The 24,602-nt window shown below is 67.0% G+C and carries 23 protein-coding genes; 9 read left to right on the top strand and 14 right to left on the bottom strand.

What is annotated here, in order from left to right; all coding sequences use genetic code 11:
* Positions 1–2: 2 nt before the first annotated feature.
* From narI to moaA, 12 genes are all read right to left on the bottom strand, one after another.
* Positions 3–710, bottom strand: coding sequence for a respiratory nitrate reductase subunit gamma (gene narI, locus AC5P7U_RS02575; protein ID WP_006449390.1), 708 nt, complete (start codon positions 708–710; stop codon positions 3–5).
* Complete coding sequence (gene narJ / locus AC5P7U_RS02570) at positions 707–1,387, bottom strand: nitrate reductase molybdenum cofactor assembly chaperone (protein ID WP_049457435.1); 681 nt, start codon at positions 1,385–1,387, stop codon at positions 707–709. The genes narI and narJ overlap by 4 nt, the downstream gene beginning before the upstream one ends.
* Positions 1,387–2,931: a nitrate reductase subunit beta gene (gene narH, locus AC5P7U_RS02565; protein WP_197564338.1), complete on the bottom strand. Its 1,545-nt coding sequence runs from the start codon at positions 2,929–2,931 to the stop codon at positions 1,387–1,389. The genes narJ and narH overlap by 1 nt, the downstream gene beginning before the upstream one ends.
* A complete protein-coding gene (locus AC5P7U_RS02560) occupies positions 2,931–6,686 on the bottom strand; it encodes a nitrate reductase subunit alpha (RefSeq protein WP_414555017.1) in 3,756 nt (1,251 codons plus the stop codon). Before AC5P7U_RS02560 ends, narH begins: the two co-directional genes overlap by 1 nt.
* A gap of 71 nt (positions 6,687–6,757) precedes the next feature.
* Positions 6,758–8,176 (bottom strand): NarK family nitrate/nitrite MFS transporter, encoded by a 1,419-nt coding sequence (locus tag AC5P7U_RS02555; protein WP_312563540.1) that lies wholly within the window; start codon positions 8,174–8,176, stop codon positions 6,758–6,760.
* Positions 8,177–8,321: 145 nt separating this feature from the next.
* A complete protein-coding gene (locus AC5P7U_RS02550) occupies positions 8,322–8,687 on the bottom strand; it encodes a DUF7009 family protein (protein WP_006449608.1) in 366 nt (121 codons plus the stop codon).
* Positions 8,684–9,247 (bottom strand): molybdenum cofactor guanylyltransferase, encoded by a 564-nt coding sequence (mobA, locus tag AC5P7U_RS02545; RefSeq protein WP_414555016.1) that lies wholly within the window; start codon positions 9,245–9,247, stop codon positions 8,684–8,686. Before mobA ends, AC5P7U_RS02550 begins: the two co-directional genes overlap by 4 nt.
* On the bottom strand, positions 9,216–9,719 hold the full coding sequence (locus tag AC5P7U_RS02540) for a molybdenum cofactor biosynthesis protein MoaE (protein ID WP_006449611.1): 504 nt from the start codon (positions 9,717–9,719) through the stop codon (positions 9,216–9,218). The genes mobA and AC5P7U_RS02540 overlap by 32 nt, the downstream gene beginning before the upstream one ends.
* Positions 9,720–9,722: 3 nt before the next feature.
* Positions 9,723–9,983, bottom strand: a complete 261-nt coding sequence (locus AC5P7U_RS02535) for a MoaD/ThiS family protein (protein ID WP_017354494.1) — start codon at positions 9,981–9,983, stop codon at positions 9,723–9,725.
* 2 nt (positions 9,984–9,985) lie between these two features.
* Positions 9,986–11,236: a molybdopterin molybdotransferase MoeA gene (locus tag AC5P7U_RS02530; protein ID WP_414555015.1), complete on the bottom strand. Its 1,251-nt coding sequence runs from the start codon at positions 11,234–11,236 to the stop codon at positions 9,986–9,988.
* A complete protein-coding gene (gene moaCB / locus AC5P7U_RS02525; RefSeq protein WP_006449631.1) occupies positions 11,233–12,246 on the bottom strand; it encodes a bifunctional molybdenum cofactor biosynthesis protein MoaC/MoaB in 1,014 nt (337 codons plus the stop codon). The genes AC5P7U_RS02530 and moaCB overlap by 4 nt, the downstream gene beginning before the upstream one ends.
* 8 nt (positions 12,247–12,254) lie before the next feature.
* Positions 12,255–13,235: a GTP 3',8-cyclase MoaA gene (gene moaA, locus AC5P7U_RS02520; protein ID WP_006449632.1), complete on the bottom strand. Its 981-nt coding sequence runs from the start codon at positions 13,233–13,235 to the stop codon at positions 12,255–12,257.
* A 194-nt stretch (positions 13,236–13,429) separates the two neighbouring features.
* On the opposite strand from moaA, the gene AC5P7U_RS02515 reads away from it, so the two are divergent.
* The gene (locus AC5P7U_RS02515) at positions 13,430–13,834 is read left to right on the top strand and encodes a hypothetical protein (protein WP_053509903.1); all 405 of its coding nucleotides are present in this window, start codon (positions 13,430–13,432) and stop codon (positions 13,832–13,834) included.
* On the opposite strand, the gene AC5P7U_RS02510 is transcribed toward AC5P7U_RS02515, so the two are convergent.
* The gene (locus AC5P7U_RS02510; protein WP_006449638.1) at positions 13,828–14,157 is read right to left on the bottom strand and encodes a hypothetical protein; all 330 of its coding nucleotides are present in this window, start codon (positions 14,155–14,157) and stop codon (positions 13,828–13,830) included. The genes AC5P7U_RS02515 and AC5P7U_RS02510 overlap by 7 nt on opposite strands.
* Before the next feature lie 216 nt (positions 14,158–14,373).
* On the opposite strand from AC5P7U_RS02510, the gene AC5P7U_RS02505 reads away from it, so the two are divergent.
* Positions 14,374–14,895: a Cif family virulence factor gene (locus AC5P7U_RS02505; RefSeq protein ID WP_006449639.1), complete on the top strand. Its 522-nt coding sequence runs from the start codon at positions 14,374–14,376 to the stop codon at positions 14,893–14,895.
* 155 nt (positions 14,896–15,050) lie between these two features.
* Complete coding sequence (locus AC5P7U_RS02500; RefSeq protein WP_495220760.1) at positions 15,051–15,443, top strand: diacylglycerol kinase; 393 nt, start codon at positions 15,051–15,053, stop codon at positions 15,441–15,443.
* Between the two features lie 50 nt (positions 15,444–15,493).
* Here AC5P7U_RS02500 and AC5P7U_RS02495 read toward each other — a convergent pair whose 3' ends face one another.
* The gene (locus AC5P7U_RS02495) at positions 15,494–16,417 is read right to left on the bottom strand and encodes a M14 family metallopeptidase (RefSeq protein WP_308308691.1); all 924 of its coding nucleotides are present in this window, start codon (positions 16,415–16,417) and stop codon (positions 15,494–15,496) included.
* A 144-nt stretch (positions 16,418–16,561) separates the two neighbouring features.
* On the opposite strand from AC5P7U_RS02495, the gene AC5P7U_RS02490 reads away from it, so the two are divergent.
* The 6 genes from AC5P7U_RS02490 to AC5P7U_RS02465 all read left to right on the top strand — a co-directional run bounded on the left by AC5P7U_RS02490 (position 16,562) and on the right by AC5P7U_RS02465 (position 24,563).
* Positions 16,562–17,215, top strand: a complete 654-nt coding sequence (locus AC5P7U_RS02490; RefSeq protein ID WP_197564330.1) for a DUF3348 family protein — start codon at positions 16,562–16,564, stop codon at positions 17,213–17,215.
* Positions 17,216–17,225: 10 nt separating this feature from the next.
* Entirely contained in the window at positions 17,226–19,490 is a 2,265-nt protein-coding gene (locus tag AC5P7U_RS02485) for a DUF802 domain-containing protein (protein ID WP_197564329.1), read from the top strand.
* The gene (locus AC5P7U_RS02480; RefSeq protein WP_006449800.1) at positions 19,487–20,125 is read left to right on the top strand and encodes an OmpA family protein; all 639 of its coding nucleotides are present in this window, start codon (positions 19,487–19,489) and stop codon (positions 20,123–20,125) included. Before AC5P7U_RS02485 ends, AC5P7U_RS02480 begins: the two co-directional genes overlap by 4 nt.
* Positions 20,115–20,492: a DUF2894 domain-containing protein gene (locus tag AC5P7U_RS02475; protein ID WP_197564328.1), complete on the top strand. Its 378-nt coding sequence runs from the start codon at positions 20,115–20,117 to the stop codon at positions 20,490–20,492. Before AC5P7U_RS02480 ends, AC5P7U_RS02475 begins: the two co-directional genes overlap by 11 nt.
* 270 nt (positions 20,493–20,762) lie before the next feature.
* Positions 20,763–23,081 carry a TonB-dependent receptor gene (locus AC5P7U_RS02470; RefSeq protein WP_495220759.1) on the top strand — a complete coding sequence of 773 codons (2,319 nt, stop codon included), beginning with the start codon at positions 20,763–20,765 and terminating at the stop codon, positions 23,079–23,081.
* Positions 23,082–23,102: 21 nt separating this feature from the next.
* Positions 23,103–24,563, top strand: a complete 1,461-nt coding sequence (locus tag AC5P7U_RS02465) for an esterase-like activity of phytase family protein (RefSeq protein ID WP_495220758.1) — start codon at positions 23,103–23,105, stop codon at positions 24,561–24,563.
* The last annotated feature ends 39 nt before the right edge of the window (positions 24,564–24,602 follow it).

Here is a 24,602-nt window from a genome sequence, read left to right as displayed (position 1 = left end):
GCTCACTCCCGCGGCCCGTAGCGCAGCGTGGCCTGGCGCCGGCGCACCACCTGGTACGGCCGCCACAGGTAACTGATCGGAATGCTCCACACATGCACCAGGCGAGTGAACGGCGCGATCAGGAACAGGGTCAGGCCCAGGAAGATGTGCATCTTGTAGACCCAGCTGACGCCTTCAATGTAGTCGGCGGCACCGGCACGGAAGGTCACGATGTGCTGGGCCCATTCGGCCAGCTGCACCATCACCCCGCCGTCCAGGTGGCCGGCCGAGATGCGGATGCTGTACAGGCCCAGGCACAGCTGGGCGAACAGCAGCACCAGCACCAGCGTGTCGCCAAAACTACCGGTGGCACGCACACGCGCATTGAACAGGCGGCGTACCAGCAGGATGCTGATGCCGATGAAGCACAGCGCGCCGAACACACCGCCGACCACCATCGCCAGCATCTGCTTCTGCGAGGAGGTGATGAAGTGCTCGTACACCGCGTGCGGGGTCAACAGTCCGACCAGATGGCCACCGAGGATGGCCAGGATGCCGATGTGGAAGCAGTTGCTGCCGATCCGCATGCCCTTGTCCGACAGCATCTGGCTGGAGCCGGTGCGCCAGGTGTACATGGCCTTGTCATAACGGGCCCAGCTGCCGATCAGCAGCACCGCCACGGCGATGTACGGGTAGTACTGGAAGGCGAATTGATGCAGGGAGTAACTCATGGCTGGACCTCTCGATGCGAAGGACGGGCCGGCGAACGCACGGGCGGCTTGCAGTCTTCGGCAGGGGCTTCGGCGCCGAAGCGCACCGCCTCTTCCTCCCACAAGCGGTCCATGGCCTCGGCGGTATCGTCGCGGACTTCTTCACTGGCACGCTGGCGCAGCGCCTGCAGATCGGCCTTGCCGTCGCCGGCTTCGACCAGGATCTCGAACAGCACCCGATGCGGCAGCTCGCGCTCGGCGGCGCGCGCAGCCAGCATGCCGGCGATGTGGCCGATGTGGTGCAGCCACTCACGGGCCTCGCTGCCGGGCCGATGGGCCAGGAACTCCAGCAGCAGCGGCAGGTAGTCCGGCAGCTCGCGGGCGTCCAGCTCGAAGCCGTTACGGCGGTAGGTTTCGACCAGATCGACCATGGCCTGGCCGCGATCACGCGATTCGCCATGGATGTGTTCGAACAGCAGCAGGCTCATCGAACGGCCACGGTCGAAACTGGCCAGCCAGGCGGCCTGCGCATCCAGCGCATCGGTACCCAGCAGCTGCTGCACGAAGCTGCGCAGCTGCTGGCGGCGGGCGGCGCTCAGCGCCGGGTCGTCGCAGGCGGCGAGCAGTTCCTCGCCGTGCTGCCACAGTTCCTCACGGGGGTAGTCCAGCAGCACCCCGACCAGCTTGAGCACGCTCATCACACCACCTCCTTGCGGCGGTGGTTGGGCCCCTTGTCCACAACGAACGTGCTGGTGCTGCGCTGGCCGAACAGGTCGGCCGGGCTGTCACCGTTGCAGCCGTTGCCGAAGGTGAAGCCGCAGCCGCCGCGCTCGCCGAAGGCATCGTTGGCATATTCGCGGTGGCCGGTCGGAATCACGAAACGGTCCTCGTAGTTGGCGATGGCCAGGTAGCGGTACATCTCTTCCACCTGGGCAATGCTCAACCCGGTCTGCTCCAGCACAGCGGTGTCTTCCAAGCCGTCCACGTTCTTGGCCCGGCGCCAGGCACGCATCGCCATCAGCCGCTCCAGCGCGCGCACTACTGGCGCCTCGTCACCGGCGGTCAGCAGGTTGGCCAGGTAGCGCATCGGGATGCGCAGCGAAGCCACGTCCGGCAACTCGCCGCTCATGCCCACCCGGCCACGCTCGGCCGCCGACTGGATCGGCGACAGCGGCGGCACGTACCAGACCATCGGCAGCGTGCGGTATTCCGGGTGCAGCGGCAGCGCCAGCTTCCAGTCGATGGCCAGCTTGTAGACCGGCGACTGCTTGGCCGCGTCCAGCCAGCTGTCCGGAATGCCCTCCTTGCGCGCGGCAGCGATCACCGCCGGGTCGTTCGGGTCCAGGAAGATGTCCAGGTGCGCCTGGTACAGGTCCTTCTCGGCGGCCACCGAGGCGGCCTCGGCAATGCGGTCGGCGTCGTACAGCATCACACCCAGGTAGCGGATGCGACCCACGCAGGTCTCCGAGCACACGGTCGGCTCGCCCATCTCGATGCGCGGATAGCAGAAGATGCACTTCTCCGACTTGCCGCTCTTCCAGTTGTAATAGATCTTCTTGTAAGGGCAGGCCGACACGCACATGCGCCAGCCACGGCACTTGTCCTGGTCGATCAGCACGATGCCGTCTTCCTCGCGCTTGTAGATCGCGCCCGACGGGCACGCCGATACGCACGCCGGGTTCAGGCAGTGCTCGCACAGGCGTGGCAGGTACATCATGAAGGTCTTCTCGAAGGCGCCGTAGATTTCCTTCTGCACCTGGTCGAAGTTGTAGTCACGCGAGCGCTTGCTGAACTCCGAACCGAGGATTTCCTCCCAGTTCGGGCCCCACTCGATCTTCTGCATGCGTTCGCCGCTGATCAACGAGCGCGGCCGCGCGGTGGGCTGGTGCTGGCTGTCCTTGGCGGTGTGCAGGTTCTGGTAGTCGAAGTCGAAGGGCTCGTAGTAATCGTCGATCTGCGGCAGGTCCGGGTTGGCGAAAATCTTGGCCAGCATCCGCCAGCGGCCACCAGCACGCGGCACCAGCTTGCCGGCGCGGGTGCGCACCCAGCCGCCGTTCCACTTGTCCTGGTTCTCCCACTCCTTCGGGTAGCCGATGCCCGGCTTGGTTTCCACGTTGTTGAACCAGGCGTACTCGACGCCCTCGCGCGAGGTCCAGACGTTCTTGCAGGTGATCGAGCAGGTATGGCAGCCGATGCACTTGTCCAGGTTCAGCACCATCGCGATCTGTGCACGGACCTTCATCACACCACCTCCTTGCTGGCCGATGCCGAAGCACCAGCGGGCTGCTCATCGTCCAACCAATCGACCTTGTCCATCTTGCGTACGATCACGAACTCGTCGCGGTTGGTACCGCAGGTACCGTAGTAGTTGAAGCCATAGGCCAGCTGCGCGTAGCCACCAATCATGTGGGTCGGCTTGAGCACGATGCGGGTCACCGAGTTGTGGATGCCGCCGCGGGTACCGGAAATCTCCGAACCCGGAACATTGATGATGCGTTCCTGGGCGTGGTACATCATCGCCATGCCCGGCATCACGCGCTGGCTGACCACCGCACGCGCGGCAATCGCACCGTTGACGTTGAACAGCTCGATCCAGTCGTTGTCGACGATTCCGGCGCTGCGCGCGTCATCCTCGCTCAACCACACGATCGGGCCACCGCGCGACAGCGTCTGCATGATCAGGTTGTCGCTGTAGGTGCTGTGGATGCCCCACTTCTGGTGCGGGGTGATCCAGTTCAGCACGATCTCCTTGTTGCCGTTCGGGCGCTGGTTCAACAGCGGCTCCACCGTGCGCGTGTTGACCGGCGGCCGGTAGCCCATGAAGGCCTCGCCGAAGTCGATCATCCACTCATGGTCCTGGTAGAACTGCTGGCGACCGGTCACCGTGCGCCACGGAATCAGCTCGTGCACGTTGGTATAGCCGGCGTTGTAGCTGACGTTGTCGTCTTCCAGCCCCGACCAGATCGGCGAGGAGATGATCTTGCGCGGCTGCGCCTGGATGTCACGGAAGCGGATCGCCTCGTGCTCCTTGCCCACCGCCAGATGGGTGTGCTCACGGCCGGTGAAGGTACCCAGCGACTCCCAGGCCTTCACTGCCACGTGGCCATTGGTTTCCGGCGCCAGGTGCAGGATCACCTCGGCCGCGTCGATCGCGGTCGAAATGGCCGGGCGGCCGTGGCTGACGCCCTCGTCGTGCACGGTGTGGTTGAGCTTGCCGAGGAATTCGACCTCGTGCTTTGTGTCCCAGCTCATGCCCTTGCCGCCGTTGCCCAGCTTGTCCAGCAGCGGGCCCAGCGAGGTGAACTTGCGGTACAGGTTCGGGTAGTCGCGCTCCACCACCGTCATCGACGGCATGGTCTGGCCCGGGATGGCCTCGCACTCGCCCTTCTTCCAGTCGGCCACGCCGAACGGCATGCCCAGTTCGTTGGGCGTGTCATGCAGGGTCGGCACCAGCACCAGGTCCTTTTCCACGCCCAGCACACCCGGCGCCATCTCGCTCACGGTGCGGGCGACCTCCTTGAAGATCTCCCAGTCACTGCGCGACTCCCACGCCGGGTCCACCGCCTTGGACAGCGGATGGATGAACGGGTGCATGTCCGAGGTATTGAGGTCGTCCTTCTCGTACCAGGTTGCGGTCGGCAGCACGATGTCCGAGTACAGCGCGGTGGTGCACATGCGGAAGTCGAGCGTGACCAGCAGGTCCAGCTTGCCCTCCGGCGCCTCGTCACGCCACTTCACTTCCTCCGGCTTGATCGCGCCCATCTCGCCCAGGTCCTTGCCCTGCAGGCCATGGCGCGTGCCGAGCAGATGCCGCAGCATGTACTCGTGGCCCTTGCCCGAAGAACCGAGCAGGTTCGAGCGCCAGATGAACATCATGCGCGGATGGTTCTGCTGCGCATCCGGGTCGGCGAAGGCGAAGTCCAGCGAGCCATCCTTGAACTTGCCCAGCGCATAGTCGGCCGGGGCCACGCCGGCCGCTTCCGCCTCGCGCACCAGCTGCAGCGGATTGCGGTCCAGCTGCGGCGCGCACGGCAACCAGCCCATGCGCACGGCGCGCAGGTTCAGATCGGCCAGGCTGCCGCTGTACTTGCTGGCATCGGCCAACGGCGAGAGCAGCTCGTCCACCTGCAGCTTCTCGTAACGCCACTGCCCGGTGTTGAAGTAGAAGTATGAGGTGCCGTTCATGTGCCGCGGTGGGCGGCTCCAGTCCAGGCCGAACGCCAGCGGTTGCCAGCCGGTCTGCGGGCGCAGCTTTTCCTGGCCCACGTAATGCGCCCAGCCGCCACCGGTCTGGCCCACGCAACCGCACATGATCAGCATGTTGATCAGGCCGCGGTAGTTCATGTCGTTGTGGAACCAGTGGTTCATGCCCGCGCCGACGATGATCATCGAACGGCCGTGGGTCTTGTCGGCGGTACGCGCGAACTCGCGGGCGATCTCGATCACTTCCGCACGCGACACGCCGGTGATGCGCTCCTGCCAGGCCGGGGTGCCCGGCACCATGTCGTCGAAACTGCGCGCCACGTTGCCGCCGCCGAAGCCACGGTCCACGCCGTACTGGGCCAACAGCAGGTCGTAGACCGTGGCCACCAGGGTGCCGCCGCCGTCGGCGAGGGCCAGGCGACGCACCGGGATGTTGCGGTCGAGCACCTCATCGGCCGGTGCTGCGGTCCAGCCCTCGGTCTCGATGCCACCGAAGTACGGGAAGCTCACCGCCTCGATGCCGTCGTGGGCTTCAGACAGGCTCAGCTGCAGGCGCGTATCGGCGCCGTTGCTGGCCTTCTCCTCGATGTTCCACTTGCCCTTCTCGCCCCAGCGGAAGCCGATCGAGCCATTCGGCACCACGATCTGGCCGCTGGTTTCGTCATAGGCCAGGGTCTTCCAGTCGGGGTTGTTGGCTTCGCCCAGCCCGCCCAGCTCGCTGGCACGCAGGAAGCGGCCCGGCACCAGCCGGCCATCGTCGCGACGTTCCAGGCGCACCAGCATCGGCATGTCCGAGTACTGGCGGCAGTAGTCCTGGAAGTACTGCGAAGGCGAATCGACATGGAACTCGCGCAGGATCACGTGGCCGAAGGCGAAGGCCAGCGCCGCGTCGGTGCCCTGCTTGGGGTGCAGCCAGTGGTCGGTCAGCTTGGCCAGCTCGGAATAGTCCGGGCAGATCGCCACCGTCTTGGTGCCGTTGTAGCGCGCCTCGGTGAAGAAATGCGCGTCCGGCGTGCGCGTCTGCGGCACGTTCGAGCCCCAGGCGATGATGTAGCGGCTGTTGTACCAGTCGGCAGATTCGGGCACGTCGGTCTGCTCGCCCCAGATCTGCGGCGAGGCCGGCGGCAGATCGCAGTACCAGTCATAGAAGGACAGGCAGGCGCCGCCCAGCAACGACAGGTAGCGTGCGCCCGCGGCGTAGGACACCATCGACATCGCCGGGATCGGCGAGAAGCCGACCACGCGATCCGGGCCGTACTGCTTCACCGTGTACAGGTTGGAGGCCGCAATGATCTCGTTGGCCTCTTCCCACTGCAGCCGCACGAAGCCGCCCATGCCGCGGCGGGTCTTGTACGAACGCGCCTTTTCCTTGTCCTCGACAATGCTGGCCCAGGCATCCACCGGGGCCTTGCTCTTGCGCGCTTCGCGCCACAGGCGCAGCAGCGTGCCGCGGATCAGCGGATACTTCAGCCGGTTGGCGCTGTACAGGTACCAGGAATAGCTGGCGCCACGCGGGCAGCCACGCGGTTCATGGTTGGGCAGGTCCGGGCGCGTACGCGGGTAATCGGTCTGCTGGGTTTCCCAGGTGACCAGGCCGTTCTTGACGTAGATCTTCCAGCTGCACGAGCCGGTGCAGTTCACGCCGTGGGTGGAGCGCACGACCTTGTCGTACTGCCAGCGGGCGCGGTAACTGTTTTCCCAGTCACGGCCCTCGCTCTTGGCAAATCCATGACCATCGGCAAAAGACTGGGGGTCGCGCTTGAAGAACTGCAAGCGATCAAGGAAATAACTCATCGGGGGTCTCCCTTTGCGGACATCTGCAACGTGGCTGTGGTGTTCATTGGCTGCGGTGCGTTTTCAAGTTGTCAGCAGGGTGTCTCGGCACCGCGCCGGTAGTACCACCACCAGGTCACGGCCAGGCAGGTGATGTAGAAAACAACGAATCCGTACAGCGCCATGTCGGGGCTGCCGGTCAAGGTGATGGACGAGCCGTAGCTCTTGGGGATGAAGAAGCCGCCATAGGCGCCGATCGCACCGGAGAAGCCGACCACCGCGGCCGACTCGATGCTGGCCTGGTGCGCGGCCGCCGCCTTGCCTTCGGCGCTGTCGTTGGCCGACCAGCGCTCGTGCAGGGTGCGGAAGATCACCGGGATCATGCGGAAGGTGGTGCCGTTGCCGATGCCACTGAGCACGAACAGCGCCATGAAGCTGAGCAGGAAGCCATGGAAGTTGCCGCCTTGGCCGTGGCTGGGCAGGAAGTGCAGCACCCCGAACACGGCGGCGATCATCAGCGCGAACACCCAGAAGGTCAGGCGCGCGCCGCCCCAGCGGTCGGCCAGGCTGCCGCCCACCGAGCGCATCAGCGCGCCCAGCAGCGGGCCGATGAAGGCGTAGGCCAGCGGATTCACGTCCGGGAACTGGCTCTTCACCAGCATCGGGAAGCCGGCCGAGAAGCCGATGTAGGAACCGAAGGTACCGATGTACAGCCAGCACATCAGCCAGTTGTGCTTGCGGCGGAAGATCACCGCCTGCTCGGAGAACGACGAGCGCGCGCTGGTCAGGTCGTTCATGCCGAACCAGGCCGCAACCGCACAGATCGCGATCGCCGGCACCCAGATGAAACCTGCGTTCTGCACGAACAGCGACGCCCCGCCCTCCACCGTGGGCTGCGGCGCACCACCCAGCGCACCGAACACGCCCACGGTGATCACCAGCGGAATCACCGCCTGCGCCACCGACACGCCCACATTGCCCAGGCCGGCGTTCAGGCCCAGCGCCAGGCCCTGCTTCTGCTTGGGGTAGAAGAAAGAGATGTTGGACATCGACGAAGAGAAGTTCGCACCGCCAAATCCGCACAGGATGGCGATGACCACGAACACCCAGTACGGCGTGGCCGGGTCCTGCACCGCAAAGCCCAGCCAGATCGTCGGCGCCAGCAGCGAGGCGGTGGACAGCGCCGTCCAGCGGCGGCCACCGAAGATCGGAATCACGAACGAATAGAAGATGCGCAGGGTCGCGCCGGACAGGCTGGGCAGCGCCACCAGCCAGAACAGCTGGTCGGTACTGAAGTTGAAGCCGATCTTCGGCAGGCTGATCGACACCGCCGAGAACAGCACCCAGACCGAAAAGGCCAGCAGCAGCGAGGGAATCGAGATGACCAGGTTGCGGGTGGCGACCCGCTTGCCGGTGCGCTCCCAGTAGCCGGGGTCTTCCGGCGTCCAGTCGCTGATGACGCGACCCGGACGGGAGGTGCTGCGGACAACAGAATCGCTACCGACGGTCATACATGGCTCCAAGGCTGTGGAATGACGTGGGTACTGCGTTTCAAGTTGTGACCCGTCGTCATGAAGCCATTAGGCCGTGCAGCACGGACGACGGGGTTGATCTGGATCAATCAGGAACGGGTTTCCACCCTGCCCCTGACAAATGTCAAACCGATGAAGCCGTGCTGCGGCGGGCTACCCCGCGCTGGCGCACGCTGTCGCGTACATCCACATCGAACTGCAGCTGAAGCTGGCCGCCCTCGTCCAGGGCGATGTCGAACGGCAGGCCATCACGGCACGGCAGGCGTGCCGCCAATGCCTCCACCGCATTGCGCGGCAGCACCAGGCGGCAGAAGGTGCCGCCGTCCAGCAGCACGGGCTGCTCGCCAGCATGCAGCGAGACCGCCATGCCCCAGCCATCGATGCCGCCAAAGCGGGTCATGTTCTCGACCGATTCACCGGCCAGCAGGCGCGCCAGCTCGGCCTCGTCCAGGCGAAGCCGTACCGACTGGTCCTGCAACTGCACTTTCATGACGCAACACCCTCCCATTGTTCGGGGGTATTGCAGTTGACGAGTCCGGCCTCGTCAACCGCGGCCAGGGCGACGGTGTTCACGCCCAGGCGGCGCTGCAGCGCCTGCAGCGAGCGCGGGCCGCCGGGGTCATCCAGCATCGATGCCAGCGCGGCCCGGCAAGCATCGTCCATATTCAGCAGCATGGGCAGGGGGTGGCCCGCAAAGATCGTACACGGACTGCGATGGCCGTCACGCAATTGATGTAACAGGCGCGGGGGCAGCAGCGGCGTATCCACCGGTACCACCCAGGCCGGGCCATCGGGCATGCGCATGGCCACACCATGGAGCCCGCCCAACGGGCCACAGCGCGCCACCTGGTCGGGGATGCCGCCGAAAGCCGGATAGTCGCCGCTTACCCAGACCCGCTTGGCACCAGCCTGCAACAACAGGCCGCGCATGTGCTCCAGCAGCGTGCGCCCCTGCCACGGCAGCAACGCCTTGTCGCGGCCCATGCGGCTGGACAGGCCGCCGGCCAGCACGATTCCGTCAATGGTGGTGGTGGTCGTGCGCGTGGTCATGGGCATGTGCGGGCTCGCTGTCCGCATGGCAGAGGCTGCACCCCTCGCTCCATTCGCTGTCGCCGTCCTCGTAATGCTCCTGCTTCCAGATCGGGCACTGGTGCTTGACCGCTTCGATCAGCTGCCGGCAGGCACGGAAGGCCTCGTCACGGTGCGGGCTGCCGGCAGCCACCACCACCGCCACGTCGCCGATACCCAGGCGACCCTTGGCATGGGCCACATAGAGCTTCAGCTTCGGCCCGAACGCAGCCTCCACTTCCGCGGCCAGGCGCTTGAATTCGTTCAGCACCAGCGGCTCGAACAGGTCGTAGGTGATCCCGGTCACCGGCCGGCCGATATTGACGTCGCGCACCTTGCCGATGAACACATCGATGCCGCCGAAGCCCGGATCGGATACTGCGGCGATACCCTCGGCCGGATCGATCGCCGCCTGCGCGCGGTCCATCACCTTGACGATGATCTTTTCGCTCATGGCTCAGCCCCCGCTTACCGGCGGCAGGATCGCCACCCGCCCATCGTCGGGCAGTGCCTCGTGGTCGCGCAGCACGCGTTGCTGGTCGGCGAATGCCGAGTAATCCAGCAGGCCGGCACGGAAGCCCGGCCAACGCACCGGCAACAGTTCACGCAGCGCCTGGCGCAGGTCGGCCACGGTGCCACCGGCCACGTCGACCGCGATTTCGCGGCTGGCATCCAGATCGGAAAAGGCACCGAACAACTGCAGATTCACCTGTTTCATCATCACTCCTGGCTCACCAGCTGCACCGGTTCGTGGTGACCCCAGCCCTGCACGCGCACGTAGGTGCCCGCGTTGGCCAGGTCTCCCTCGGCCTCCAGCACCACCCAGGCGTTGGCCTGCAGCATCGACATCAAACGGAACGATTCCTGCCCGGACAGCACGCGCGCACTCAGTCGCCCCTGCCCGTCCACCTCCACCCGCGCACGCGCGTGGAAGCGCAGGCCCGGCGGCTTGCGTACGTCGGCCTGCAACGGCAGCTGCAACACGGTTTCCGGTGCCAGCCGCAGCAGGCGGCGCAGCACCGGCTCCACGAAGAAGCGCTGGCCGACGGCGGCCGAGACCGGGTTGCCGGGCAGGCCGAAGTACAGCGCGCCATTGGGCAGCACCGCGAACAGCAGCGGTTTGCCCGGGCGGATCGCCACCTTGTGGAACACGATGCGCGCACCGCGGCCACGCAGGGCATCGGGAACGAAATCGTAGCGGCCGGCCGACACCGCGCCGGTACTGACCAGCAGCTGCGCACCTGCGGCCAGCGCTTGATCCAGCACCGCGTTGAACGCGGCCACGTCATCGCCCACGGTGCCCTGCCAGACCACCTCGGCACCGGCCGCCTGCAGGCGACCCACCAGATACGGACGGTTGCTGTCACGGATCTGGCCCGATTCCAGCGCCTGCGCGGCCTCGGTCACCAGCTCCTTGCCGGTGGCGATCACAGCGGCCTTCGGCCGCGCCACCACCGCCACCTCGCCCACGCCGATGGCGTGCAGCAGGGTGCGGGCGTTGATATCCAGCACCTGCCCGGCCTGCAGCACGCGCTCGCCGTCGCTCACGTCCTGCCCGCGCAGGCGCACGTGCTGGCACGGCTTCACTGGCGACTTGAGGGCGATGCGGGTCGGGCGGCCGTCCTCGCTGGCGAGGATCTCCACATTCTCGACCGGCACCACGGTATCCAGTCCAGAGGGCATGCGTGCGCCGGTCATGATTTCCCAGGCACCCTCGCCGCCCTCGGCGCCGGCATCGCCGGCGGCCTGCCAGCCCTGCACCGCGAACTCGGTACCCGCGTCGAACGCAGCACCGTTGGCGCGCAGCGCGAAGCCGTCCATCGCCGAGTTGTCGAACGGCGGCAACGACTGCCCGCTGTGGATATCGCTGGCCAGGGTGCGTCCACCCGCCTCATGCAGTGGCAGGCGCTCGGCCGGCAGCGGCGTGGACGCGTCCAGCAGGTGCTGCAACGCTTCGCTGTAGGCGATCATGCGGCGCTCCCATGGGTGTGGCCACCGCCGTCGACCATCGCCAGCGCGTGGCCCAGCACCGGCGCCAGGATGTCCAGGCACTGCGCCGCCGCCTTCGGGCTGCCCGGCAGCGCGAACACCAGCATGCCGCCCAGCTGCACCACCTCGGCCCGGCTCAGCCACGCCATCGGCGTGTGCTGCGCGCTCAGCGCCCGCACCATCTGTGCCAGGCCATGCACCGGCCGCGCGTTCAAGGAACGCAGCGCCTCCGGGGTCAGGTCACGCGGGCCCAAACCGGTACCGCCGGTACACAGGCACAGGCGCACACCGTCGGCGGCCAATGCCTGCAGGCGCCCGGCCAACGGCTCGATGCCATCGGGCAGCACCTCGGCCGCCACAACCTCGCCGCCCAGCTTTTTCACGCCGGTCACCAGGGTCGGACCAGAAATGTCTTCATAGGTGCCGTCGCTGGCGCGATCACTCAGCGTGATCACCGCGCAGGCCGCGCCCTCCAGACCCTTCGGTGCACGCGGCTTGAAGCGCGCGCGCTCGGCCTCGTCCATGCCGTCGGGGTGCAGCCACACACCGCGCTTGCCACCCTCTTTGAACAGCAGGCGGATGCCTTCGATGCGCAGCGCCGGTTCCACCGGCTTGCTCAGGTCGTACAGGGTCAGCAGCGCCGCGTTGACGCCGGCCAGTGCCTCCATCTCCACGCCGGTGCGCGCCTCGCTGGCGCACTCGCACCACACGCGGATCGCCTGCCGTTCCGGTACCGGCGCGCAGAACACCTGCACCAGCTCCAGCGGCAACGGGTGGCACAGCGGCATCAGCATCGAGGCCATCTTTGCGCCCTGCAGGCCGGCAATCTCGGCCATCACCAGCGCATCGCCCTTGGGCAGGCGGCGCTCGACTATCAGCGGATAGGCCACCGGGCCGGCATGCAGCTCGCCCATCGCCACCGCACGGCGGCGGGTGATGCGCTTGTCGCGGACATCGGCCATATGGAAGGCCGCATTCAATTCCCCACTCATCGTGTTGCTCATCCTCCGATCGAGGCCAGGTGCGGGGTCAGCCCGGTCTGGCCCTGGTGCAGGCCATGCCCGGCCGCTTTCAGGCCAAGCTGGGTGGTGATGCGCGCCAGCAGCGCGTCATGGTCATCGTCGCTCTGCAGCAGCGGCCGCAGCGGCACGCCGAACTCGCCGAACAGGCACAGCCGCAGGTCGCCCTTGGCGGTCACCCGCAGGCGGTTGCAGCCCTTGCAGAAGTCGCGCGAATACGGGGCAATGATGCCGATGCTGCCGCGATGGTCGGGGTGGCCGAACTCGCGCGCCGGACCGGCATCGGCGGCGCGCGGGCGCTCGTGCCAGCCAGCGGCCAGCAGCTGCTCGACCACCACGTCGGCACGCAGGTGGTGGCGCTGGAAATAGGCTTCGTTGTCGCCGGTGCGCATCAGTTCGATGAAGCGCACGCTGAAGGGACGGTCGCGCAGGTAGTCCATCCACTGCGGCAGCTCGTCGTCGTTCAGGCCGCGCAGCAGCACCGCATTGAGCTTGATCGCCGGCAGGCCCAGTGCCTGCGCCAGGGCCAGGCCCTGCTCGATCTCCGGCAGGCGGTCGTGCCCGGTAATGACCTTGAAGCGCTCGCGCTGCAGGCTGTCCATGCTTACGTTCAGCGCGGTCAGCCCCGCCCGGTGCCAGCCCGGCAGGCGCCGCGGCAGCAGCGTGCCGTTGGTGGTGATGGCCACCTTGCGGATGCCCGGCACCGCCGCCACGGTGGCGATGATCTCGTCCAGCTCCTTGCGCAGGCTGGGCTCGCCGCCGGTCAGCCGGATCTTGCTCATGCCCAGCGCGGCAAACGCGCGTACCAGACGCGCGATTTCATCCACCTGCAGGAAGCGCGGGCGGCCATCGGCCTGGTAGCCATCGGGCAGGCAGTAGCTGCAACGGAAGTTGCAGGCTTCGGTCAACGACAGGCGCAGGTACGGAAAGCTGCGTCCGAAACCGTCGGTGAGTTGGCTCATGGCTGGTCCACCTTGTTGCTCCACCGTCTTGCCTGTGCCCGGAACGGCCCGGAAACCCTCGTCTGCTGGAACGATTGCCAGAGTACGCGGCCATCAGTTCCATGGGCATGACTTAAATCAATCGTCTTCGGCCCCGCACGGCAGGCGTTGTGGCAGCATGCGGCTTTCCGTGCAGCGGGCGTGTGACAACCCTCATGATGATGAATGATTTCCAGCAGCTGCTGCACGCCGCAGGCCAGCAGGCTGAACCGCAACGCTTGCTGTTCGTATTCGTGCGCGCCGAGCTGCCCGAGTCGCCCACTGACGACCAGCGCGGCCGGCATGACCGCCGCGAGGGCGGCACCCTGTCGCCGGTGCTGTGCGTGGACAAGCTGCCCGCCGAAGTGCCCAGCTTCCAGGCGCTGGCGGCTGAATCGACCACCACCGGCATCGACTGGGACCTGGTGTTCGTGGCCGCGCTGGACGGCCGCGCCGGGTTCGCCCCCAACAGCGATGAGGCCGCGCGCCCGCTGAAACTGATGGTCAATGCCATCCATGACGGTCAGATCGGCCGCTTCGCCGCCTTCGACCGGGGCGGCGAGCCTGTTCAGTTCTATTGACCCACCAGCTGCAGGGTCAGGAAGAAGATCACCAGCACGGTGTTCAGGCCCCAGGCCACGGTCAGCCCGCGCGCGGCCACGCCCAGGTTGGGATTGTGCGCGCTGGGCGCCGCCCGCCAGACCGCCGGGATGATCCAGCCGGTATAGAGCAGCAGGGCGGCAAACACCCCCAGCAGCAGCGGCGTGCGCCCGTTGGCCAGGGCCCAGACGGCCACGGCCCACAGAATGTTGCTGGGAATCACGCCCTGCAGCCAGAACACACTCCAGAGGCGTGAACGGCCTTGGGTGCCAGGGGACGGGTGCAGCGAAGCGGTAGCGGTCATAAGTCTCCTTCTGGTTAGGAAACGTGCTCGGGCAGCCTGCGCTTGGCGGATGGGAACGTCAAGATGGGGCCGGCAGGCATGGCCCGGCGGCACGGGAGAGCACTACCCTGCACAACGCCGTCCCTCATGCTGGCGTCGCAAAGGCAGCGTACTTTCGAAACCGGATACGCCGATCAACACCCGCGCTCATCTCTATCACCCAGGAAGGAACTTCGCGTGTCAACCGCCAGAACGGCCGTCTTCGCCCTCTGCTTGTCCGCTTGCCTGCCGGCCTACGCCGCGCAGAATGCAGCCGCCGACATCAAGGCCATCGAACAGGTGGTCGAGTCCTTCCGTACCTCGCTGATCAACAAGGACAAGCCGACCTACATGGGCCTGTTCTTTTCGGACAAGGCGGAAGACATCGGTTGGCAGTACGTTTCCGAGGACGCGCGCCTGCAGGACATCCGCAAGGCCAAGCCCGATGCGATCAAGGCGCGGAAGATTCCCGCCAATAATTTCATCGCGCTGATCGATGGTGCCGTAGCGTCGCCGAAACCGAGGGAGGAAAAATTCTCCAACACGAAGATCGAGGCCGACGGCGATGTGGCTTCGGTGTCGTTTGACTACAGCTTCCACGACGATGGGGTGAAGACCAACTGGGGCAAGGAGATGTGGCAGCTGATCCGCACCGAACAGGGCTGGAAGATCTTCTCGGTGATCTATTCGATCCGCGATTCACGCAGCCCGGCGGACTGAATCGCCAGCGGCCGCGCCCGGCAGTTCCTGCGTAGCTGGGTGGCTCGGCCCTTCGCAGTACTACGTCGGCTGAGCGCAATGCTAACGAGGGTCCGACGCTTTCCCGACGCCCGTCTGCACATCCTGTCGTGAGGTCAATTCATGGCAGGACCGGCATGCAGCCATCTCACCCCAGGGACAGCGGCAAGTATCCACATGGCAAGACCGGCCTTCGCCGCATCTTCCACACGCTGATCCATTCGCGCGACGGCTTCATCGCCACCTTCCGGGGCGAAGCGGCCTTCCGGCAGTTGCTGCTGTTGCATGCGCTGCTGATGGTCGCAGCGTTCGTGCTGGACATCAGCACGATCGAACGGGCCGTGGTGCTGGCCGTCTGCTTCATCAGCCTGCTGGTGGAGCTGCTCAACTCGGCCATCGAAGCCGTGGTCGACCGCATCTCGCTTGAGCACCACCCACTGTCCAAGAACGCCAAGGACATGGGCAGCGCTGCCCAGACCACCGCGCTGCTGATGGTCGGCACGGTGTGGGGCGTGATCCTGCTGGGCTAGGTCACGCCCGAGCCGCCGGGCATGACCCGGCGCCCCCCTGGGCGGATGTCCTACTGCGTGGCCAGGGCGAAATCCAGGCCCGCACACACCGCCGCCACCTGCGCGTCGTTGCATTCCTGCGGGTTGGTGCGCGGACTGTCCGGGTAGACCTCGGTGGTGGTGGCAAATCGCGCGTCGGTGAAGCCGGCGCAAGCGCCGATCGAACGCGATTCACCCCAGACCACGCCCGGCGACTGCAACGGCAGGCCGACCAGGTTGCCCTCGGCATCGGCCGGGGCAATGTGGGTGACCGGCGCAACCGCGGCGATCAGCGCCTTCTGGAATTCGGCCTGCGGATCTTCGCTGTTGCCGATCACGTAGAAGCCGTCCGGAATGGTGTCGCGCTCGAACGGCTTGCCGTCGCGGGCGCAACGGGCCGGATCGAACTCGTGCAGGTCGCTGTCGGTGGTCTCGTGCAGGTCCAGGTGCACCAGCAGGTTCGTCTTGCGCTCGGCCACCCAGCGCATCAGCGCGGCGGCTTCCTCGATCTGGCCGCCATCACGGAAGCTGCGGTTCGGGTCGATGGCATCCGGGTTCCAGCGCTGGATGCGCTCGTAGCCCCACGGGCTGACACACGGCGCCACGATCAGGTTCAGCCGGCCCAGGTAACGCTCGGCCTGCTGCTCCAGGAACTGCAGGGCGCCATGCACGCCGCTGGTCTCGTAGCCATGCACGCCGCCGGTGATCAGCGCGGTCGGCAGTGCCGGGTTCCAGTCGTGGTTGACCACGGCGAACAGCGGATAGTGGTCCGGGGCGTAGTCCAGCTGGCCGTACTGGATCACATCGAAGATGCTGTCATCCAGGCGCTCGAGGGCGGCCACCACGTCGTCGTGGTAGCTGCGCTGGCGCTGCTGGCGGGCCCGCCACTGTGCGCGTTCGGCGTCGCCCCAGGGCTGTCCGGGGGTGCCGATCGGGTAGAACTGCGCAACAGTCATTGGGGAACTCCAGGGTCGAACGGGTGGGTGCAGCCGGACATTCTAAGCCTTGTCGCGCCTGCGGGCCCCCTCCCCCGGCCCCGCCTTCATCCAGCCGGGGTCATCTGGTTGTAAAATCAACGGTTTTTGGCCCCTCACCCCTTGATGGCGAACGCAGCGCAGCCGGTCCTGGGTGGACCGGAACTCCTCCGCCTGCTCGCCCGTCTCAGCGACGGCGCGATGCCGGCCAGCAGTCCCGCCCTGACCGATCGCCTCGGCCAGTGGGTGGACTGGAGCCGTGCCGTAGCCCTGTCCGGGGCCCTCGGCGGGCGCCTGCCCGAGCCGGGCGAGGCCGCCGAAGCAGTCGGGGATGTGCTGGCCGAATGCGCCCAGGCCCACGCCAGCCTGCTGGCCTCGATCAGCGAGGATGCCGAGGCCGAGCGCCTGCTCGACCTGGCCGAAGCCGCCGCGACGCCGAACTTCGCCTCGCTGCGCCAGCGTTACCGGGTGCTGCAGCAGGCCATCCAGACCGCCACCGGGCGCCTGCGCGGCCGCCTGCGCGACCAGCTGGTACAGGTTTCGCCGGCACTGGCACGGCTGGCCGAGGTCGATGCGGTGATGGAACAGACGCTCACCCCGCGCGAGCACAGCCTGCTGGCCACCGCGCCGGCGGTGCTCGGCGCCCGTTTTGAACGCGTGCACGGCCAGCCGGGCTGGCGCGCGGCCTTCCGCCATGACATGCGCACCCTGCTGCTCGCCGAGCTGCAGCTGCGCTTCCACCCGATCGAAGGGCTGCAAGACGCCCTGCGCTCCCACTGACCGGAACACCATGTCCAGAACTGCTTTCCATGTCGTTGTTTTCCTTGTCGGCCTGCTGGCCGTGTGCTGGATCGGCATTGGCTACGTTTCGGTGCATCCGTTGGGGGCAGCGGTGGCCGCGATCATCGCCGCCTGCTACATCGCCGGTGGCGTGGAGCTGTACCGCTACCGCCAGGCCAGCAACGGCCTGCGCACTGCGCTGAGCGACCTGTCCAGCGCGAAGGAAAGCCTGGCCCCCTGGCTGGAACGCGTGCCGGTGGGCCTGCGCAACGCCGTGCGCCTGCGCGTGGAAGGCGAGCGCACTGCCCTGCCCGCGCCGGTACTGACTCCGTACCTGGTCGGCCTGCTGGTGCTGCTGGGCATGCTCGGCACCCTGCTGGGCATGATGGACACCCTGCGCGGCACCGGCCTTGCGCTGCAGAGCGCAACCGATATGGCCGCCATCCGTGGGTCGCTGGCCTCGCCGGTGCAGGGCCTGGCGGTGGCATTCGGCACCTCGATCGCCGGTGTTGCCAGCTCGGCGATGCTGGGCCTGCTGGCTGCCCTGCTGCGACGTGACCGCCTGCAGGCCGTGCAGCAGCTGGACCGCGCCATTGCCGGCGACCTGCACCCGTACTCGCAGGCCTGGCAGCGCGCCGAGTCGCTGCGCCTGTTACAGGCACAGTCCGCCGCACTGCCGGCGCTGGTCGACCGCCTGCAGGCGATGACCAGCAGCTTTGAACAGCACAGTGTGGCTGCCAATGAGCGCCTGCTGGCCGGCCAGGCCGAGTTCCTGACCCAGAGCCAGGCGCTGCAGGAACGCCTGGCCGTATCGCTGCAACAGTCGCTGCGCGAAGGTGCCGAAGCCAGCGCCGCCGCCATCGGTGGCGCGCTGCAGCCGATGGCCGAGACCACGCTGGCAGGCCTGGCCCACCATGGCCAGGCACTGCATGCCCGTGTCGAGCAGGCGGTGCAGCAGCAGCTGTCTGGCCTGAGCGACGGTTTCGAGCGCAGCCGCGTCGCTACCGAAGCCAGCTGGGCCAAGGTGGTGAGCGAGCAGACCCAGGCACAGCAGGCGCTGGTGAGCGATCTGCGCCAGCACCTGCAGGCCTTCAGCGATGGCCAGGGCACGCACGCCGAAGCGCTGGTGGCACGCATCGGCGAGCGCCTGCAGGCCGATGCCAGCAGCAATGCCGATGCTTGGCGCGCCGCCGCCGAACAGCAGCAGGCACTGAATACCACGCTGGTCGAACGCCAGCAGCAGGCACTGCTGGCAGCCAGCGAGCATCTGGACGCGCGCGCCGAGGCACTGCTGCAGGCACTGGACCAGCGCCATGCTGCCAGCCAGTCCTTGCTGCAGGAGCATGAAAACCAGCGTTCTCAGGATTGGCAGGCCGCGCAGGCGACCGCCGCCAGCGCGCACGCCGAACTGCAGGCCAGCCTGGACAGCCGCGAGCAGCAGCGCCAGGCGCGTTGGGACGCGGCCAGTGCCGAACTGCAGCAGGCGCACGCCACCCTGCAGGCGCAATTGCAGGCCGGTGACGAACAGCGCCTGCAGCGCTGGAGCGATGCCCTGCAGCACGTCTCCACGGACCTGGCCGAGCGCCTGCAGGCCAACGGCGAACGCCTGGCCGCGCAGCAGCAGCAGGTCTGCGACACGTTGGCCGAGACGGCGCAGCAGATCGGCGAGAACGGCCGCGCCCAGGCCAGCGCCACGCTGGCGGAAGTCTCCACCCTGCTGCAGACCGCCGCCGCCGCGCCCAAGGCCGCCGCCGACGTCATCAACGAGCTGCGCAGCACGCTCTCCGAGAGCCTGGTGCGCGACAACGCGATGCTGGAAGAGCGCGGCCGCCTGCTGGCCACCGTGCAGACCCTGCTGGATGCGATCAACCACGCCTCGCACGAACAGCGCACCGCGGTAGATGCACTGGTGGGCGGCTCGGCCGAGCTGCTGGAACGCGTCGGCAACCGCTTCACCGACCATATCGCCGCCGAGACCGGCAAGCTGGATGGCATTGCCGCAGCACTCAGTGGCAGCGCGGACGACGTTGGCCAGTTGGCCGGCAGCTTCGGCGAGGCCGTCGCGCAGTTCGGCAGCGCTTCCACCGAACTGTCCAGCCGCCTGGAACAGATTGGCGGCGCGCTGGATGCCTCGCTGGCCCGCAGCGACGAGCAGCTGGCCTACTACGTGGCGCAGGCACGCGAAGTGGTCGATCTCAGCCTGCTGTCGCAGAAGCAGGTGATGGAAGAGCTGCAGCAGCTGGCCACGCGCCGCGGCAAGGCCGGCAGCGCATGAGTGACGAACTGGAGGTCGATGGCGGCTCGCACGCCCCGATCTGGGCCGCCTTCGGCGACCTGATGTCGGTGCTGCTGGGGGCCTTCGTGCTGATCCTGGTCGGCGTGGTGGCGGTGCAGCTTGAGCTTTCGCAACGGCTGGACCAGGAAGTGAAGCAGCGCCAGGCTGAGGCCAAGCGCCTGCAGACGCTGGAACAGGCGCTGGCCGGCCCGTTGGCGGCCGGCCGTGTAACCCTGGTCGATGGCCGCATCGGCATCAGTGGCAGCGTGCTGTTCGCACTGAACTCCGACCAGCTGCAGCCGGAAGGCCAGGAGCTGCTGCGCAGCCTCGCTGCGCCGCTGGCCGCCTATCTGGGCAGCCGCGAAGAAATCCTGATGGTCAGCGGCTTCACCGACGACGCCCCCGTGCGCGAAGGCAACCGCCGTTTCGCCGACAACTGGGAACTGTCCGCGCAGCGTTCACTGACCGTGACCCGCACCTTGATTGCCGATGGCGTGCCCGCCGATGCGGTGTTCGCCGCCGCGTTCGGCAGCGAGCAGCCGGTCAGTTCCAATGCCAGCGAGGACGGCCGCGCGCGCAATCGTCGCGTGGAAATCGCGCCGATTCCCAAGCCAAAGGCGCCGGATGCAAAGTAAGCCACCCGCACAAGACAGCCTGCGTGCGCTGGTGCGCGACCTCGATGCGGGGTCACGCTCGCTGCCGCACTACCCGCAGGTGCCGATGCTGCAGCAGGTGCAGCGCGAGTGGTCGGAACTGCGCAGCGAACTGCAGGTGCGCCGCTCGCTGCGCACCGAGGCCCCGGCCGACGGCGGCCCGCTGAACTCGGCGGTGCTGGTGCAACGCATGCTGGACACGATGCAGTCGACCAGCCCCGGCTACCTGCGCCATTTCATCGATTATGTGGATACGTTGTCGTGGCTGCAGGCGCTGCAGGATGGCACCGCCAGCGGCGGCGATACCGCAAAGCCGAAGCGCACGCGCAAGCCGCGCACTGGCGCCTAGGACGTTCGATGGTAGTGCCGGGCGCTGGCCGGCAACTGCACACTGCCCGACGGGTCCATGTGGCTGCCGGCCAGCGGCCGGCACTACCCACCCCGCAGAGCGCCTCGCAACAGCTGAACATGTCACCAGACAGTCATCTGCCTAGCGCACCATTTTCACGTTGACCCACGGCGCCTGCAGCGCCCGCCGGTCGCATCGGTTTTATCCCCTATCGAACCCCATGAGCTCCGCACCGACGCGGCGGCTCGTGCCTGCCTGAGTGTCCGTAACATGACGAAGACTTTGTTGGCCGCTGCGCTGTCGATCGCGCTCGCTCCCGCGGCCTGGGCGCAGGATGCTGCCCCGACCTCCCATGGCACGTCCGCCACCGACCTCGATGCGGTTTCGGTGATCGGCAGTGGTGAAGCGCGCCAGGTGCAGCGCATCACCCGCGAGAACCTCGACATCCTGCCGCCGGGTACCAGCCTGCAGAAGACCCTGAACCTGCTGCCGGGCGTCAACGCGCAGTCGGCCGATGCACTGGGCACCAACGAACAGTCGATGACGCTCAGCCTGCGCGGCTTCAACTCCACCCGCCTCGGCTACACGCTCGATGGCGTGCCGCTGGGCGATGGTGCCTACAACAACTACAACGGCCTGACCATCAACCGTGCACTGATCAGCGAGAACATGGCCGGCGCCGAGCTGGCGGTGGGCATCGGCAGCCTCGGTACGCCGTCCACCAGCAACCTCGGCGGCACCCTCTCCTACACCTCCGATCGCCCGGCGCAGGAACTCGGCGGCCGCGTGGTGCAGACCTTCGGCAGCGATGCCAACCGCCGCACCTTCGTGCGCGTGGACAGCGGCGAGTACAACGGCTTCTCCGGCTACGTGTCCGGCATGAACGCCGTCTCCGATCTGTGGAACGACCAGACCGCCTACAACCAGTCCACCACCAAGCAGTTCAATGCCAAGGGTGTGTGGAACTTCGAACGCGGCCAGATCACCGGTTTCGTCGATACCTCACGCACCACCCAGGCCGACTACTTCTACCTTTCCAAGGATGAGATGTCGCGCGGTCTCGGCTGGGACTGGGGCGGCTATGCACCGGACTGGAACAAGGCGGTGGCCAAGGCCTACTGCAACACCGCCAGTTTCAACGCGAAGAAGTGCGACAGCAGCGGCCCGGACAAGGATGCCGACGGTGCCTTCACCGCCGGGCAGATCCTGCGAGACGACAACCTGTACTACCTGGCCGGCGATTTCTTCCTGGCCGATGGCTTCAGCCTGCGCGCGCTGGCCTACCACCATGATGACCGCGGCGAAGGCCACAACTGGAACAGCGGCGCCTGGTCGAACAAGGGCACCGCGCAGGAGATCCCGATCATCTTCCGCAATACCATCTACACCATCGACCGCGATGGCGGCACGCTGTCCTTCGACTGGGAGCTGGGCGCGCACCGCATCGAAGGTGGCGTCTGGTACGAGCGCAACACCAGCAGCGCCGAGCGCTACCAGACCGCCGTGGATGGCCCGCGTGACCTGAGCGGCATGAACACCCTCCCCTCCGATGTCGGTGTGTTCGCCCAGCGCACCCGCTGGAAGACCCATCAGATCTTCCTGAAGGACACCTGGCGCCTGCTTGATGACCGCCTGACCCTGGAGTTCGGCGCCAAGAGCCCGCACGCCACCTCCGATGCACAGGCACTGCCGGGCGACGCGAAGACGCCGATCTCGCCGAGCTCGAACAACCAGTTCGCCACCGGTTCGCTCAAGGCCAGCAAGAACTTCCTGCCCAGCATCGGCGCCAACTTCCGCCTGGCCGAGCACCACGAAGTCTTCGCCAGCTATGCCGAGAACATCGCCATGTTCCAGGGCGGCTTCAAGCTGGGCCCGCAGGCCGTGAGCCAGGCCACCTGGAATGCGCAGGGCAACCTGAAGCCGGAGGAATCTCGCTCTCTGGAAGCCGGCTACCGCTTCGTCACCGACACCCTGCAGGCCTCGGTCGCGGCCTACAGCGTGCGCTTCGACAACCGCCTGCTGCAGTACAACCCCTGTGACTCGCGGCAGCCGGTCGGCCCGACCTGCGGCAATCGCTTCTACAACGTCGGCGGCGTCGACAGTCGCGGCGCCGAGCTGACCGTGCTGTGGACCCCGAACGCGCATTTCAGCTGGTACACCTCGGCCTCGCTGAACCGTTCGACCTATGCCTCCAATTACGTACAGGCCGGCGTCGAGCAGCAGATCAAGGGCAAGATCCAGACCGACACGCCCAAGCAGCTGCTGGCCACCGAAATCACCTGGCGTGACAACGGCTGGTTCGCCAGCCTGCGCGGCAAGTACACCGGCGAGCGCTTCTACACCTACACCAACGACCAGGGCTTCGGCGGCTTCACCGTGTTCGACCTGGCCGGTGGCTATGACTTCGGCCAGGTCGGTTTCGCCAAGGGCATGCGTCTGTCGTTCAACGTGACCAACCTGACCAACAAGCGCTACGCCAGCAACCTGGATTCGAGCGTGTTCGCACCCAGCGACCCCGCCGGCAAGCTGTACGTGTTCCATGCCTCGGCACCGCGCCAGGTGTTCGGTACGATCGACCTTCGCTTCTGATCGACCGCCTGGAGTCCACCGATGCTCGCGACCGCCCTGCTGCTGGCCACCCTCTCCGCCAGCGGATACTCCGCCGCCCACGAGGCCAGTGGCGCACCGCCACGCACCCTTGAACTGGGCGGCCGCACCTACGTGGACAAGGGCCTGGTCGCCGCCGGGCGACTGCCGGCAGGCACGGTGGACTTCCTGGGCGATACGCTGGGCTCGTTCTCGTCGCTGGCGGTGCAGCCCGGCACCTGGAAGCGCACTGCCAACGGCTACCAGGGCGTGCTGTGGACCCTGCCCGACCGTGGCCGCAACGATCCCGAGGCCGGCCTGTTCTACGACTACGCCGGCCGCGTGGAGCGCATGCAGCTGCGCATCGACACCACGCCGGGCAAGCCCGGTGCGCTGGGCACACTGAGCATGGTGCCGGGCAAGGGCGTGGTGCTGAAGGACTTCAACGGGCAACCCTTCACCGGTGCCGACCCGGGCGACCACACCATCATCCAGCGCGACGTGGTGCTGCCCTCGCCCGCCAGCGGCGCCGGTGCGGGCAAAGTCTCGCTGGATGCGGAATCGCTGCAGTTCACCACCGACGGTCATTTCTACATCGGTGATGAGTACACCGCCAACGTCTACTACTTCGATGCGCAGGGCCAGCTGCGGGGCGTGATCGTGGCGCCGCCCGCGATCCGGCCGCAGCGCGATGGCCAGCCGGCCTTTGGTTCTCTGGTGCCGCCGCAGACCGGTCGGCGCAACAACCAGGGGGTGGAAGGCATGGGCCTGTCGCCCGATGGCAGACGCCTGTTCGTGGCGCTGCAGAGCGCGACGCTGCAGGACAGCGCGCAGGGCAATGCGGCCGGACGCATCAATACCCGCGTACTGGTCTATGACGTGACGACCTCACCGACGCCACAGCATCCGATTGGCCATTACGTGATGGCTTTGCCGGCCTACGCACACGACGGCAAGGGCAAGCTCGACCGTACCGCCGCGCAGAGCGAACTGCGCGCACTGGATGCCCACCGCTTCCTGCTGCTGGCCCGTGATGGCAACGGCCTCGGCAAGGACGGTGACGACCCCATCGTCTACAAGTCGGTGCTGCTGGTGGATGTGTCGGGTGCCAGCAACCTGGCCGGCAGCACCTACGAAACCGGCACCACCTCGCTACTGGCCGACGCGGCGGACACCACGTTGAAGGCCGGCATCGTGCCCGCGCGTAGCGACGAGCTGCTGAACCTGCTCGACCGCCCGCAGCTTGCACGTGCGAGGCTGGACCTGGACACCAAGCGCGGCCCGCATGCTGGCCTGCTGTCGGAGAAGTGGGAAGCCATGGACGTATTGCCGGCCCTGGACCCGCAACACCCGAACGACGTGCTGCTGTTGATCGGCAACGACAACGACTTCATCGCCCGCCACTGCCGCATGCAGGGCGATGCCTGTGACAGCCCCTACGACAACGACAACCGCGTGCTGGTCTACCGCCTCACCCTGCCCTGACAGCAGGTGCCGTGTGCAAAATCCTGGTAGTGCCGGCCG

This window comes from Stenotrophomonas sp. YJH_SMC_57, from assembly GCF_059369755.1.
The sequence above is the reverse complement of the archived record's forward strand: the minus strand, read 5'-3'. Positions and strand labels throughout refer to the sequence as shown.